This is a genomic window from Serratia sp. JSRIV004 (genome assembly GCF_019968705.1).
GTDB lineage: Bacteria > Pseudomonadota > Gammaproteobacteria > Enterobacterales > Enterobacteriaceae > Chania > Chania fonticola_B.
In genome coordinates this window covers 4,869,326-4,882,920 of sequence record NZ_CP074140.1, presented here as the reverse complement: position 1 = coordinate 4,882,920, position 13,595 = coordinate 4,869,326, and the positions used below count along the sequence as shown (strand labels likewise).

Genomic DNA, 13,595 nt, shown 5'->3' with positions numbered 1-13,595 from the left:
CATACATCATCTAAATCTATAGAATTAAGGCAATAAGCCCTTTCTCCCGGCGATTTAAATCGTGCTATGCTGGCGCTCCACTTTTTCTTCATTTTTTCATGACGCACTCGTAAGCAGAACAAACCATGCAGCCTCAACATAAGATAGCAGCAGGGCTACTCGGCATTGTTATGTCGTTGTTGGCACCGGCGGCGTTGGCGGATTTACTGTCAGAAGACAGCGCTGTTCAAGCCCAATACATGGAAGTGCAGCGTAACAGCGAGGTTTATTCGTTGATCGGTGAGCATGTGATCCCGGTCGGTGAAGTGAAAAAAGGGCAATTGATCCAGATGTTCCCGGCGGATGCGGAATATTACGAGCTTAAGTTTGGCTACGGCACCGGCTTTATTGATAAAAACGACGTTCGCGCCATCAGCAAAACCCGTAAGGTGAAGGACGACCTGGGGGATCTGAACAAACCGCTGACCAATCAGAATCTGATCACCCAGCGCGCAATTAACGTCTACACGGCGGCGGATAACAAAAGTGAAATTTTTGGCGTACTGGAAGAGAACCTGCGCTATCCGATTATCGGCAAGCTGAAAGATCGGCTGAATAATACCTGGTACGAGGTCAATATCGGCGATCGTCTGGGATTTGTCAGTGAGTTGGACTGCGAAGTCGACAACGGCATTCCGGTGCTGACCTATCACCACCTGCTGAAAAATGAAGAGAACAAACGTTTCCGTAATACCTCAACCACCACCTCGGACGTGGCCTTCAGCAACCAGATGACCTATTTGAAGCAGACGGGTTATGACACCATCTCGATGTATCAGCTGGAAGCCTACCTGAATAATCAAATCAACCTGCCGGGCAAAGTGGTGGTGCTGACCTTTGATGACGGGTTGAAGTCGGTTTATCGCTATGCGTATCCGGTACTGAAGGATTACGGTTTCCGCGCTACGGCGTTTATCATTTCTTCACGTATTAAACGTCATCCGCAGAAATGGAACCCGGATTCGCTGCAGTTTATGAGCATTTCAGAGCTGAAAGCGATCCAGGATGTGTTTGATATCCAGTCACACACCCATTTCCTACATCGTACCGATGGCAACCGTCGGCCGATCCTGCTCAGCCGTTCACTGCACAATATCGAATTCGACTTTGAGCGTTCAAGACGGGCGTTAGAGCAGTTTAATCCGCATGTGCTGTACCTTTCCTATCCCTTTGGTGGTTATAACCAAAAGGCGATCCAGGCGGCAAAAGATGCCGGGCTGCATTTAGCCGTGACCACGGTGCAGGGGAAAGTGAAACCGGGTGATAATCCTTATACTTTAAAACGGCTGTATATCCTGCGTACCGACTCCATCCCCACCATGGCGGAGCGGATAGCCAACAAGTCAGGTGCGTTACCGGGCGTGACGGTAACAGAATAGAGAGAAGACGGGCGCTGAAAGCGCCCGATTTTTTAGGCAACCTGAACGGGGACGGCTTTCGCCTTGCGTTGCAAGTGGTTGTCACCTTCGAAGTAGGCGACTTTGGGGTGGTGCTGGCGGGCATCGGCATCGCTCATCTGCACGTAAGAACAGATAATCAGTTTGTCACCCACGCAGGCACAGCGGGCGGCCGCACCGTTGACCGAAATAATGCGCGAACCGCGTTCGGCGGCGATGGCATAGGTGGAGAAACGTTGGCCGTTATCCACGTTGTAAATATCGATCGCTTCATATTCCAGGATCCCGGCGGCTTCCAGAAAATCCTGGTCAATGGCGCAGGAGCCTTCGTAGTGCAAGTCAGCCTGAGTCACTTTCACCCGATGCAGCTTGCCTTGCAACATAGTACGTATCATAGCGTTACCTAACTGAATATCGGCCTTTTCAGGCGGCTGAAGAAGAACTGCTTCCTTGCACTATTTTTCGTCACCGAAAACCCGGCCAGTCTACCGCCAACCGGGTAAAAACGGCAACGACTGTACAATAAAGGGCTTACTGCGTCAGATCGACCTGCTGATTATCGATCAGGCGGGCTTTGCCCAACCAGGCGGCCATCAGCACTACGGCACGGCGGCTTTCTACGTCCAGCGGTTGCAGCGTGTCTGCATCGCGAATAAACAGCTCGTCTGGGGTGAAACCTGCTGCGCGCAGCTTTTCGGCCGTCTGCGCCAGCAACTCTTCGATGTGGCGTTCGCCGTTGCCGAGTTGTTCTGCCAGGGCGTTCATGATTTTGCTCAACTGTGGCGCGATCTTGCGTTCTTCTGCGGTGAGATAGCCGTTGCGGGAGCTTAGCGCCAGCCCGTCTTTAGCTCGCACCGTCGGCACGCCAACGATATCAATGTCATAGCCCATATCCGCCACCATCTTGCGGATCAACGCCAACTGCTGATAATCCTTCTCGCCAAAGCAGGCCAGATCCGGCTGGATCAGATTGAACAGTTTGCTGACGATGGTGGAGACACCGCGGAAGTGGCCCGGACGGCTGGCGCCTTCCAACATGGTGGAGATCACCGGTACGTCAACGCTGGTATGTTCTTCCAGCCCTTTGGGGTAAATTTCGGCCGGGGCAGGGGCGAAGATCAGCTCGACATTACGGCGATTGAGCTTTTCACAGTCTTCCTGCAAGGTGCGCGGATAGCGCTCCAGATCGTCTGCACGTTCGAACTGCAGCGGGTTAACGAAAATGCTCACTACTACCACGTCGGCACGGGCGCGGGCTTCTTCCACCAGCGTCATATGGCCTTCATGCAGATTGCCCATGGTGGGCACCAGCGCAACGCGTTTGCCCTCTTGCCGCCAGCGGCGGATCTGTTGGCGCAGCAGTGGCAGGGTTTCGATAATTACCATTCCATAACTCCTCGGTGCCCCCTCGGTGTGAAGTACCGAGGGATAAGCTAGTTAGCTATCAATCGTGGCCGGTCACTCAGTTGAACGAGTGCGCTTCGTCGGGATAAATACCTTGCTCGACTTCCCGAATATACAGCTGCACGGCGCCGCGAATATCGCCGCCCTGCGCCAGAAAGTTTTTGGCAAATTTAGGGGTATGGCCGCCGGTGATCCCCAAGGCGTCATGCATTACCAGGATCTGGCCATCGGTAGCATTGCCGGCACCAATACCGATCACCGGGATCGACAAGGCTTCAGTAACCTGGCGGGCCAGTTCGGTCGGTACGCACTCCAGCACCAGCAACTGCATACCGGCCAGCTCCAGATTCTGGGCGTCGATCAGCAGTTGCTTGGCCGCCAACTCGTCGCGCCCCTGTACCTTGTAGCCGCCAAATACATTGACGGATTGCGGCGTGAGGCCAAGATGGCCGCAGACGGGGACGGCGCGCTCCGTGAGCATTTTCACCGTTTCGCAGAGCCAACTGCCGCCTTCTATTTTGACCATGTTGGCCCCAGCGCGCATCACCTCGGCCGCGCTTTGGCAGGCAAGCTCAGGCGTGGCGTAACTCATGAAAGGCAGGTCGGCCAACAGCAGGCTGGCTGGTGCCCCACGGCGTACCGCGCGGGTATGGTAAGCCACGTCGGCCACGGTTACCGGCAGCGTTGAGTCATGCCCTTGCAGCGTCATCCCCAGCGAGTCGCCGACCAGCAATACTTTAATACCTTGTTCTTCAAACAGCTGGGCAAAGCTGGCATCGTAGGCGGTAATAGTCGCAAACTTGCGCTGCTCCTGCTTCCACTGGCGTAAATGGCTCAGGGTGGTAGGTTTCATCACAACGTCTCCTGCAGTAACCGCGCGGCCTGGATTTGTAGCACGGTGGTAAAAAGTGTTGTCATTCTACTGTAACCCTTCAGGGGTGGGTAGCTCCGATGCTGATGGTTAAGATGTTCTTAAGAAGCTTATGATGTAATGGTCTGTCCAAAGGGAGAGCGCATGAGAATTCTGTTGATTGAAGACGATAAACTGATCGGTGATGGCATCAAGGCGGGCTTGACCAAGCTGGGGTTTACCCTCGACTGGTTCACCGATGGCATCGTCGGTAAGAACGCCCTGGACAGTGCACCTTATGATGCGGTGATCCTCGATCTCAGCTTGCCGGGATTGGACGGGTTGGATTTGCTGCGCCAGTGGCGTCAGGCCGGGCAGGATGTGCCGGTACTGATCCTGACCGCGCGTGACGCGTTGGAACAGCGTGTCAACGGGTTGCAGAGCGGAGCCGATGATTATCTGTGCAAGCCGTTTGCCCTGACGGAGGTTGCCGCGCGTTTACAGGCGTTGATCCGCCGCCGCCATGGGCAACTGACGCCTCAACTGGTCCACGGCAAGCTGGTGTTTGATGCCGCATCCCGCAGCGTGAGCTGCAACGGTGAGCCCGTGACGTTGACCCCGCGCGAACTGGCGGTGCTGGAACTGTTTCTGCACAACAAGGGGCGCGTGCTGGCACGGCCGCTGATCCAGGAAAAACTGTATAACTGGGATGATGATGTGAGCAGTAACGCGGTTGAGGTTCATATCCATCATTTGCGGCGTAAGCTGGGTAACGGCTTTATCCGCACCGTACATGGCGTGGGCTACACGCTGGGGGATGAGCCGTGAAGTCATTGAGTTTGCGGTTGCGGCTGATCCTGATCTTCAGCCTGCTGGCATTGCTGACCTGGTGTTCCGCCAGCGTGGTGGCGTGGATGATGACGCGCCACAATATCAACGAAGTGTTCGACACCCAACAGATGCTGTTTGCCAAACGGCTGGCGACCGCCGATCTGGGGGATTTGCTGGCTAATCAGCAAGTGCGCAGCCTGCCAAAAACCAAGAAGATGCTGAACCACGGCAAACGTGGTGAGCAGGACGATGATGCGTTGGCGTTCGCTATCTTTTCCCACGATGGGCGTATGCTGCTCAACGACGGTGAAAATGGTGAGGATTTCCTGTTTGACGGCGATCGGCAAGGGTTTGTCGATGGCCAACGCAAAGGAGATAGCGACAGCTGGCGCTTGCTATGGCTCACCAGCCCGGATGGACGCTACCGCATTGTGGTCGGCCAGGAATGGGATTATCGGCAGGATATGGCGTTGGGATTGGTGATGGGGCAGCTGCTGCCCTGGCTGGTGACGTTGCCGATCCTGATGTTGTTGATCGCCCTGATGGTTGGCCGCGAGCTAAGACCGTTACGTGAGGTGGCCGCCAGCCTGCGTAAACGAGCCCCAGACGACGCTACGCCGCTGAATGCACACCAGGTACCCAGTGAGGTGCGTCCGCTGGTGGAAGCGCTGAATACGCTGTTTACGCGCATTAATAGCCTGCTGGTGCGTGAGCGGCGGTTTACTTCGGATGCAGCCCATGAGTTGCGTAGCCCATTGGCGGCATTGCGGGTGCAGACCGAGGTGGTGCAACTGGCGGGCGACGATGTGCCCATGCGTGAACATGCGGTGAATAACCTGACGGTGGGTATCGATCGAGCCACGCGCCTGGTGGATCAACTGCTCACCTTATCCCGGCTGGACTCGCTCGCCGATTTGCACGGTCTGGCCTTGGTCGACTGGAGCCAACTGGTGCCGATGACCTTGGCGGAGCTGGATCGACAGGCTCATACCTCCGGGATCACGCTGTGTTACCAGCAGCAGGGCGAACCTCCCGCATTATCCGGCCAGTCGCTGCTGTTATCGCTGTTGGTGCGCAATCTGGTAGATAATGCGGTACGTTACACTCCGGCCGGTGGCACGGTAACGGTCACGCTCAGCCAGCGGCAACTGACGGTAGAGGACGACGGTCCTGGCGTCACGGCTGAGCATCTGGAAAGACTGGGTGAGCGCTTTTATCGCCCACCGGGGCAGGAACAGGTGGGAAGCGGACTGGGCTTGTCTATTGTGCAGCGGATTGCCAGCCTGCATGGATTACGTATCAGCTTTGCCAATCGGCAGGAGGGTGGGTTTATCGCGACGTTAACCTTGTCTGGGGGCGGTATTCAAGCCTTGGGCTGATGCCACAGCGTCATGCCGTTTTTTGGCACACGTTGCAGGCACTCTGCCAGGGTTTCACCGTCTGGGAAAACCAGGTCCGGAGCGATATCCGCCAACGGGTAGAGCATAAATTCACGTTGTTTCAGGCCGTAATGGGGAACGGTGAGACGCTCGGTGTCGATCACCAGATCGCCGTACAGCATCATATCCAGATCCAGCGTACGAGGGCCCCAGCGCTCATCTTTGCGCACTCGGCCCTGATTACGTTCTATCGCCTGGGTGTGATCGAGCAGCTGTTCCGGTGGCAACTGAGTATCCAGTGCCACCACCGCGTTGAGATAATCCGGCTGGTTCTGTGGCCCCAGCGGTTTGGTGCGGTACAGCGGTGAGCAAACGATCAGACGGGTGCGTGGAATATGCTCCAACGCCTCCAGCGCGGTATTCACCTGTTGCAAAGGTTGCGCCAGATTGCTGCCCAGCGCGATATAAACGCGGATCATTATGCTCCTTCGTTATTCGGAGTCCTGCGGCGTGGGCGGCGCTGACGAGCCCGACGCGGTGCCGGATCTTCGCCTAGCGTGCTCAACATGTTTTTCTGGCGGGCCGCGGTGGCCACCTGGAACTCATCCCACCATTCGGCAAGACGCAGCATCTCCGGGTTGTTTTCCACTTCGGCACGCAGTGCCAGCAAATCATACGCCGCACGGAATTTAGGGTGTTCCATCAGCTTGTGCGCACGCTTGCCCTGGCGACGGGACAGGCGTAACTGCAGTTGCCAGATGTCACGTACCAGTGTAGTGATTCGTTTGGGGATTGCCAGTGAACGGCACTCTTCGTCCAGCACATCGTTCATGGCCAGGGCAAAGGCATCGTAATAGGCCAGACCGCTTTCCTGCGCCAGTTTCTGTGCGTGCTCCAGCAGCGGGTACCACAGCATGGCGGCAAACAGGAACGCCGGGTTGACGCGCTTGTCGTTTTGCAGACGGTGATCGGTATTTTTCAATACCTGCTCCAGAATGCGCTCCATCGGCGTGTCGTGATTTGGCGTGAAGTTGCGCGCAATCAACGGGAACAGCGGCTGGAACAGCTGATATTCACACAGCTTCAGGTAGGTCTGGTAGCCGTAACCCGTTTGCAGCAGCTTCAGCGCCTCTTCAAACAGGCGAGCCGGTGGGATTTCGTGCAGCAGGGAGGCCAGGCGTGGAATAGGCTCGGCGGTTTCTTCGCTGATGGTCATATCCAGCTTGGCGGCAAAGCGCACCGCGCGCAGCATCCGCACCGGATCTTCGCGGTAGCGGGTTTCCGGATCGCCGATCAGGCGGATCACGCCCTGTTGCAGATCGCGCAGGCCCCCAACGTAATCACGCAGGGCAAAGTCGGCTACGCCGTAATACAGGCTGTTGATGGTAAAATCGCGGCGCTGGGCATCGTCTTCGATGGTGCCGAAGATGTTATCGCGCAGCAGCATGCCGTTCTGGGCCTGCTGGGAAGAGTTCTTGTCAGATTCCTGACTCTGCTCGTGGTGGCCACGGAAGGTGGCGACTTCGATAATTTCCGGCCCGAACATCACGTGCGCCAGCCTGAAACGGCGGCCTACCAGGCGGCAGTTGCGGAACAACTTGCGTACCTGCTCTGGGGTGGCGTTGGTGGTAATGTCGAAATCTTTCGGCTTTTTGCCGAGCAACAGATCGCGTACACCGCCGCCGACCAGATAGGCTTCATAGCCGGATTTATTCAGGCGATACAGCACCTTCAGCGCATTTTCGCTGATATCTTTGCGCGAGATCGCATGTTGATCGCGGGGGATAACGGTCATTGAGCGCGTTCCCTCTGCGGCTACAAATGGCGGGCGTTTACGCGGCGCTGGACGGCGGGCAGGTGTCTCCCTGCCGCTCTCGGTAGAGCGCGGTGGCGTTGTGGCTAACGGTTCTGCAGGCGCGCTTTCTTCGCGGACTTGGTTTTTATCGCTGGCCGGCGCATCTTCGCGGGTCAACTTGTCATCGCGGATTAGTACCTTACGGCAGAAATTGGCTACTCGGGTAAAAATGGTACACCTCGATAGTGACGGATAAAAATGGCGCTAACAAAAAAATAGCGGCTAATCATAGCTTACCCCAGCTGTTTTGAGAATGCCGTTGTGTTTTCACACGGGGGGATCGCTGGCTGACGTGGCACATTTGCCAACTGCCAATGCTCAACCGCCCAGCTCAATAATAATGGCAGATCAAGATCTTGCCACTTTTCCGGCAGCGGTTGACGCAGAAATTTCAGGGCAGCAACCAGGACCGGCCGCGGATCGCCAGTGGGCAGGGCGGGGGCATGATTTTGCTTCGACAGTTTAATGCCGTTGTTCCCCAGCGCCAGCGGCAAATGCACATAGGCGGGAACCGGTGCCTGCAATTGCTGATACAGCGCAATCTGACGCACCGTGGGTTCGATCAGATCGGCACCGCGGACGATTTCGGTCACGCCTTGAAAATGATCGTCGATCACCACCGCCAGATTGTAGGCAAACAGGCCATCACGGCGGCGGATGATGAAATCTTCCTGTGCCAGCGCCGGATCGGCCCGTAGCTCGCCCTGCAACCGATCGTGGAAGGCATATACCGGGTTTGATTGACGTAAGCGGATTGCGGCACCCTGCGGGCCAAGCCGTAACTGGCGGCAATGGCCATCGTACAAACCGCCAATCTGCTGGATGCGGCTGCGGGTACAGGTGCAGTAATAGCTGAGATCCTGGCGTTGCAGCCAATCAAGGGTTGCGCGGTAAGCTTCAGAGCGTTGGGATTGATAGATGACCTGGCCGTCCCAGTGGAGACCATAGTGTTCAAGTGCGGATAAGATACGCCCGGCAGCTCCGGCGACTTCGCGCGGAGGGTCGATATCTTCAATACGTACCAGCCATTGCCCGCGTTGAGCACGAGCCTGGAGGTAGCTTCCCAGAGCGGCAATCAGCGAACCGAAATGCAGATCCCCGGAAGGCGATGGGGCAAAGCGCCCCACATAGTGACTTGCTAGCATATCTGAAGGGATTGCTTCCCTTAACTCTGTGCGGCGCGCGTTATTGGCACGCGCCGCAGGAGGTAACAACTGCTTAGCCGGCCATCTGCTTTTCGCGGATTTCGGCCAACGTCTTGCAGTCGATGCACAAATCGGCAGTCGGACGCGCTTCAAGGCGACGAATGCCAATCTCCACGCCGCAAGACTCGCAGAAGCCGAAATCATCGTCTTCTACTTTCTTCAGCGTTTTCTCGATCTTTTTGATCAGTTTGCGCTCGCGGTCACGGTTACGCAGTTCGAGGCTGAATTCTTCTTCCTGAGTGGCACGGTCTGCCGGATCGGGGAAGTTGGCTGCCTCTTCTTGCATATGCGACACGGTACGGTCGACTTCGTCCCTGAGTTGGTTGCGCCATGCTTCAAGGATGCGCCTGAAATGCGTCAACTGGGCGTCGTTCATGTACTCTTCGCCCGGTTTCTCTTGATACGGCTCCACCCCAGCGATGGCGAGAATGCTCAAGGACGAGGTTTTACGGGTTTGCCCTTCTTGCATATTGCTTCTCCTACATACACACGCACTATACCCTTTAATGCCAGTAGGGTATGTCGAATCCCCAATACGGGGGAAAAACAGGCCGCTATAAATAACAGAAGGGAAGAGGGATGGCAATTATTCCTGTCGCCTGCTTGACAATGGTGTGAAGGAAGGCGTATTTGGCGAAGCAATATCCGGTTGTCGATTTATTTGTGCCCGGCACCGCTAGCCAATAAAAAACGGTAACTTAGCGCTTAGCGAGATACCGTCAGGTGATAATTTTGCCCCGTAACAAACAACTTCCACTCCCAACTGCTGAACCTGCGCTAGTAGCACCGCATAATGCTCATCTATATGATTTGCTGGGGTGACCCGATCGATGCCGCTGTGTAACACGGCAAAGAACAGCACCGCCCGCTGCCCTTGTTCAACCACGTTTTGCAACTCACGCAGATGCTTCTGCCCTCTCAGCGTTACGGCATCGGGGAAGTAGCCCTGTTGATGTTGCAATAGCGTGACTGACTTCACTTCAATATAGCAGTCAACCCGATTTTCTGCCTGTAATAACAAATCGATACGGCTGTTTTCGCCGCCATATTTCACTTCGCCGGTGATTTTACTGTAACCGGATAATTCACTGATTATATTCTGTTCAATGGCTTCACGAACCAGAGTGTTGGCCCGCAGGGTGTTGACGCAGATCCAGTCGCCAGCCTGGGTATGCGTCAGCTCCCAACTGTGGGCATATTTGCGTTTGGCATTGTCCGAAGTGGAGTACCAAACGGTGTCTCCTGGCGTCGCACAACCGGTCATGGCGCCGGTGTTGGCGCAGTGCAGGGTAAAGGTTTCACCTTCGGGGGTGATCACATCGGCCAGAAAACGTTTGTAGCGCTTGATGAGCGTGGCCGGTTTTAGCGGTGGGTCAAAAATCATGATTTATCCTGTGTGCCGAGTGGCCACTGCGCTAATTCGTGATAGCGGGTGCGGCCTTGTTCAAACGACGATTGGTAGAGTGAGAAATGGCTGGCGTTGAACAGCCAACCCGGCGTGCCAGGAGGAATAGCGACCGGCTGGGTCGCGGCGCGTAATAACGTGATATGGGGATGAAACGGCATCGGGCTTTGATAACAGCCGCTGCGAGCCGCTTGCGAACGCAGCAATTCCGCCAACTGTAACAGCGCGCGTGGGGGGCGTTTGCTGCCCAACCATACCACTCCGGGGCGCGGCCAGTGGCCAAGATCGTCCAGATTGAGGCTAAAACCCGCCTGTGTGATACGCCCGGCCTGCGTTTTTAGTGCCTGTTCTTTCTGTGCGCTAACTTCGCCGAGAAAGGCCAGCGTCAGATGCAGATTGGCTGCGGCCACCGGGCGGCCATCTTCGGGTTTGAATGCTTCAGCCCGCCAGCGGATCACCTGCTGCTGCAAGGTATCGGGTAGCGACAAGGCGAAGAACAAGCGGCGCGAGCTGGACATGGAACCCCGGTAAATGAATGAAATGCTGAGCCTAATGCTACAATGTGCGCTGTCCATTAACTACCCCATGGAGAGTTTTGTGTCCTCACTGCCCGTCAGCGCGGTTCTTGATGAGCTGCTTGCCGCACTGCAATCTGCCCCGCAGGTGTTGTTGCATGCCCCCACCGGTGCCGGGAAATCCACCTGGCTGCCGTTGCAGATCCTGGCAAACGCCGGGCTGCCGGGGCGTATCATCATGCTGGAGCCACGGCGGCTGGCGGCAAAAAACGTCGCGTATCGCTTGGCGCAACAGTTGGGTGAAGAACCAGGCCAGACCGTGGGCTATCGCATGCGTGCCGAGAGCAAAAGCGGGCCACAGACGCGGCTGGAGGTGGTGACCGAGGGCATTCTAACCCGCATGTTGCAGCAGGACGCCGAACTGCAGGGCGTCTCGCTGATTATTCTTGATGAATTCCACGAGCGTAGTTTACAGGCCGATTTGGCCTTGGCCCTGCTGCTGGATGTGCAACAGGGCCTGCGTGACGATCTGAAACTGCTGATCATGTCGGCGACGCTGGATAATGCGCGGCTGTCGCAACTGCTGCCGCAAGCGCCGGTGGTGGTGTCGGAAGGGCGTAGCTACCCGGTTGAACGGCAGTACCAACCTTTGCCAAGCCATCAACGGTTGGAGGATGGCGTTGCCTCGGCGGTGAAGCGTCTGTTGGCTGAGCAATCAGGTTCGCTGTTGTTATTCTTACCCGGCGTGGCGGAGATTAATCGCGTGCAGGAACGGCTCATTGGCGAAGTGCCAGCGGATACCGATCTCTGCCCGCTGTATGGCGCATTGCCGTTGGCACAGCAGCAAAAGGCGATCCAACCGGCGCAGCACGGGCGGCGCAAAGTGGTGTTGGCGACCAATATTGCGGAAACCAGCTTGACCATTGAAGGCATCCGCCTGGTCGTCGACAGCGGGCTGGAGCGCGTAGCGCGTTATGACGTCCGTAATGGCCTGACGCGATTGGTTACCCAACGCATCAGCCAGGCTTCGATGATCCAACGCGCCGGGCGTGCTGGGCGTTTGGAACCTGGAATTTGCTGGCATCTGTTTGCCAAAGAGCAGGCGGAGCGCGCTGCAGAACATGCTGAACCGGAGATCCTGCAAAGCGATCTGGCCAGCTTCTGGCTGGAGCTGTTGCAATGGGGCTGTGTGGATGTGGATCAACTTACCTGGCTCGATCGGCCACCGTTGGCCGCATTAGCCGCCGCTCGCCGTTTATTGCATACACTGGCAGCTATCGATGACGGCGAGAAGCTCACAACCATTGGTCGCCAAATGGCCGGGTTGGGGTGTGAACCCAGACTGGCTGCCATGCTATGCGCTGGCGCCAAGATGGGACCCGATGGATTAGCCACGGCGGCGATGTTGTCCGCTTTGCTGGAGGAACCGCCACGCAGCGGGCAGATGGATATCGGCTATTGGCTGAGCCGTCCGCAGCCGCATTGGCAACGCCGGGCGGCGCAACTGAGTAAGCGCTTACCGCAGAAAAGTGGGCAGATTGATGCCGATCTGGCCGCTCCTCTGTTAGCGCAGGCTTTTGCCGATCGTATCGCCCAACGGCGTGGGCAGGATGGACGCTATCTGTTGGCCAATGGTTTGGGCGCAGCGATGGCTCAGGATGAAGCGCTCTCCAGGGCTCCCTGGTTGATTATTCCCAGCCTGTTGCAAGGCCATAACAGCCCGGATGCCCGTATCCTGCTGGCGTTACCGATTGAAATTGATGCGTTGGTCGCTCGGTTGCCCGAGATTGTCAGCAGCCAGACCGCCGTCGAGTGGGATGAAGAAAAGGGCACCCTGCGGGCCTGGAAGCGCCAACAGATTGGCCGCTTAACGCTGCGGGCTCAGCCGCTGGCCAAACCGGCGGAAGAGGAACTGCAACAGGCACTGATAAATTGGGTCCGCGCCCAGGGATTGGCGGTACTTAATTGGGACACCGCTGCCGAACAATTGCGCCTGCGTTTACACTGTGCCCAACGTTGGTTGCCAGAGGCCGACTGGCCGCCGGTAGATGACGATACGTTGCTCGACACCCTGGACAGCTGGTTGCTACCGTCATTGAGCGGCGTACGCGATCTGCGTGGATTAAAGCAGGTCAATATCGCTGAAGCCTTGGCCCGCCGGTTAAACTGGCAGCAAAAGCAACGGCTGGATAATGCCCTGCCAACTCATTATGCTGTGCCGACCGGTAGCCGCTTGCCGATCCGCTACGATGCCGATAAACCGCCGGTATTGGCAGTGCGTTTACAGGAGATGTTTGGTGAACAGCGTAGCCCAACGTTGGCTGAGGGTCGCATCCCGGTGGTGCTTGAGTTACTCTCTCCGGCGCACCGGCCATTGCAGATCACCGGCGATCTGGCCGCCTTCTGGCAAGGGGCGTACCGCGAGGTGCAAAAGGAAATGAAGGGGCGCTATCCCAAGCACGTATGGCCAGACGATCCGGCCAATACCGCCCCCACCAGGCGCACCAAGAAATACCAGTAACGAATTCAGATGTTTCTTCTGTTCAGCCCAGCAACATAGGCACAGATTAAGCGACAAAATAACGGACCCGTCGTCTTTCAAGCTGCAGCGTTGTTACCTGCACTATCTCACCCCAGTCACTTACCCAAAAGTAAGCTCCTGGGGATGAGATGGTTTGTCGCCTAGCCGCAGCTTGAAATCCATAGGGTATAAAT

Annotated in this window: 13 protein-coding genes; 4 read left to right on the top strand and 9 right to left on the bottom strand. The window is 56.6% G+C overall.

Translation table 11 applies throughout. The features are described from left to right. Positions 1 to 125: 125 nt before the first annotated feature. Positions 126 to 1,418 (top strand): polysaccharide deacetylase family protein, encoded by a 1,293-nt coding sequence (locus tag KGP21_RS23225; protein ID WP_021806254.1) that lies wholly within the window; start codon positions 126 to 128, stop codon positions 1,416 to 1,418. A gap of 32 nt (positions 1,419 to 1,450) precedes the next feature. Here the strand turns inward: KGP21_RS23225 and panD are convergent, their stop codons facing one another. The 3 genes from panD to panB all read right to left on the bottom strand — a co-directional run bounded on the left by panD (position 1,451) and on the right by panB (position 3,693). After that, positions 1,451 to 1,831 carry an aspartate 1-decarboxylase gene (gene panD / locus KGP21_RS23220; RefSeq protein WP_024484346.1) on the bottom strand — a complete coding sequence of 127 codons (381 nt, stop codon included), beginning with the start codon at positions 1,829 to 1,831 and terminating at the stop codon, positions 1,451 to 1,453. Positions 1,832 to 1,967: 136 nt separating this feature from the next. Then, positions 1,968 to 2,822, bottom strand: coding sequence for a pantoate--beta-alanine ligase (gene panC / locus KGP21_RS23215; protein WP_021806253.1), 855 nt, complete (start codon positions 2,820 to 2,822; stop codon positions 1,968 to 1,970). 76 nt (positions 2,823 to 2,898) lie between these two features. Beyond that, on the bottom strand, positions 2,899 to 3,693 hold the full coding sequence (gene panB / locus KGP21_RS23210; RefSeq protein WP_021806252.1) for a 3-methyl-2-oxobutanoate hydroxymethyltransferase: 795 nt from the start codon (positions 3,691 to 3,693) through the stop codon (positions 2,899 to 2,901). Between the two features lie 162 nt (positions 3,694 to 3,855). On the opposite strand from panB, the gene qseB reads away from it, so the two are divergent. Continuing rightward, entirely contained in the window at positions 3,856 to 4,518 is a 663-nt protein-coding gene (gene qseB / locus KGP21_RS23205; protein WP_021806251.1) for a quorum sensing response regulator transcription factor QseB, read from the top strand. Further along, complete coding sequence (gene qseC, locus KGP21_RS23200; protein ID WP_115159304.1) at positions 4,515 to 5,900, top strand: quorum sensing histidine kinase QseC; 1,386 nt, start codon at positions 4,515 to 4,517, stop codon at positions 5,898 to 5,900. The genes qseB and qseC overlap by 4 nt, the downstream gene beginning before the upstream one ends. On the opposite strand, the gene folK is transcribed toward qseC, so the two are convergent. The 6 genes from folK to thpR all read right to left on the bottom strand — a co-directional run bounded on the left by folK (position 5,885) and on the right by thpR (position 10,883). Continuing rightward, complete coding sequence (gene folK / locus KGP21_RS23195) at positions 5,885 to 6,379, bottom strand: 2-amino-4-hydroxy-6-hydroxymethyldihydropteridine diphosphokinase (RefSeq protein WP_021179739.1); 495 nt, start codon at positions 6,377 to 6,379, stop codon at positions 5,885 to 5,887. The genes qseC and folK overlap by 16 nt on opposite strands. Further along, on the bottom strand, positions 6,379 to 7,695 hold the full coding sequence (gene pcnB, locus KGP21_RS23190) for a polynucleotide adenylyltransferase PcnB (RefSeq protein WP_021806249.1): 1,317 nt from the start codon (positions 7,693 to 7,695) through the stop codon (positions 6,379 to 6,381). The genes folK and pcnB overlap by 1 nt, the downstream gene beginning before the upstream one ends. A gap of 293 nt (positions 7,696 to 7,988) precedes the next feature. Next, positions 7,989 to 8,900 (bottom strand): tRNA glutamyl-Q(34) synthetase GluQRS, encoded by a 912-nt coding sequence (gene gluQRS, locus KGP21_RS23185; RefSeq protein ID WP_223536352.1) that lies wholly within the window; start codon positions 8,898 to 8,900, stop codon positions 7,989 to 7,991. Positions 8,901 to 8,973: 73 nt separating this feature from the next. After that, positions 8,974 to 9,429, bottom strand: a complete 456-nt coding sequence (dksA, locus tag KGP21_RS23180) for an RNA polymerase-binding protein DksA (protein ID WP_021179742.1) — start codon at positions 9,427 to 9,429, stop codon at positions 8,974 to 8,976. A 207-nt stretch (positions 9,430 to 9,636) separates the two neighbouring features. Then, positions 9,637 to 10,344, bottom strand: coding sequence for a DNA/RNA nuclease SfsA (gene sfsA / locus KGP21_RS23175; protein WP_021806247.1), 708 nt, complete (start codon positions 10,342 to 10,344; stop codon positions 9,637 to 9,639). Continuing rightward, positions 10,341 to 10,883: an RNA 2',3'-cyclic phosphodiesterase gene (gene thpR, locus KGP21_RS23170; protein WP_223500315.1), complete on the bottom strand. Its 543-nt coding sequence runs from the start codon at positions 10,881 to 10,883 to the stop codon at positions 10,341 to 10,343. The genes sfsA and thpR overlap by 4 nt, the downstream gene beginning before the upstream one ends. A 67-nt stretch (positions 10,884 to 10,950) precedes the next feature. Between thpR and hrpB the strand changes: the two genes are divergently transcribed. Then, entirely contained in the window at positions 10,951 to 13,401 is a 2,451-nt protein-coding gene (hrpB, locus tag KGP21_RS23165; RefSeq protein WP_223501554.1) for an ATP-dependent helicase HrpB, read from the top strand. Positions 13,402 to 13,595 lie beyond the last annotated feature (194 nt).

What these genes read in the sequence shown, in the direction of transcription:
- panB (WP_021806252.1), bottom strand. Translation starts at nt 3,693, where the DNA reads ATGAAACCTACCACCCTGAGCCATTTACGCCAGTGGAAGCAGGAGCAG.
- hrpB (WP_223501554.1), top strand. Translation starts at nt 10,951, where the DNA reads ATGGAGAGTTTTGTGTCCTCACTGCCCGTCAGCGCGGTTCTTGATGAG.
- panD (WP_024484346.1), bottom strand. Translation starts at nt 1,831, where the DNA reads ATGATACGTACTATGTTGCAAGGCAAGCTGCATCGGGTGAAAGTGACT.
- gluQRS (WP_223536352.1), bottom strand. Translation starts at nt 8,900, where the DNA reads ATGCTAGCAAGTCACTATGTGGGGCGCTTTGCCCCATCGCCTTCCGGG.
- panC (WP_021806253.1), bottom strand. Translation starts at nt 2,822, where the DNA reads ATGGTAATTATCGAAACCCTGCCACTGCTGCGCCAACAGATCCGCCGC.
- pcnB (WP_021806249.1), bottom strand. Translation starts at nt 7,695, where the DNA reads ATGACCGTTATCCCCCGCGATCAACATGCGATCTCGCGCAAAGATATC.
- thpR (WP_223500315.1), bottom strand. Translation starts at nt 10,883, where the DNA reads ATGTCCAGCTCGCGCCGCTTGTTCTTCGCCTTGTCGCTACCCGATACC.
- KGP21_RS23225 (WP_021806254.1), top strand. Translation starts at nt 126, where the DNA reads ATGCAGCCTCAACATAAGATAGCAGCAGGGCTACTCGGCATTGTTATG.
- qseB (WP_021806251.1), top strand. Translation starts at nt 3,856, where the DNA reads ATGAGAATTCTGTTGATTGAAGACGATAAACTGATCGGTGATGGCATC.
- sfsA (WP_021806247.1), bottom strand. Translation starts at nt 10,344, where the DNA reads ATGATTTTTGACCCACCGCTAAAACCGGCCACGCTCATCAAGCGCTAC.
- dksA (WP_021179742.1), bottom strand. Translation starts at nt 9,429, where the DNA reads ATGCAAGAAGGGCAAACCCGTAAAACCTCGTCCTTGAGCATTCTCGCC.
- folK (WP_021179739.1), bottom strand. Translation starts at nt 6,379, where the DNA reads ATGATCCGCGTTTATATCGCGCTGGGCAGCAATCTGGCGCAACCTTTG.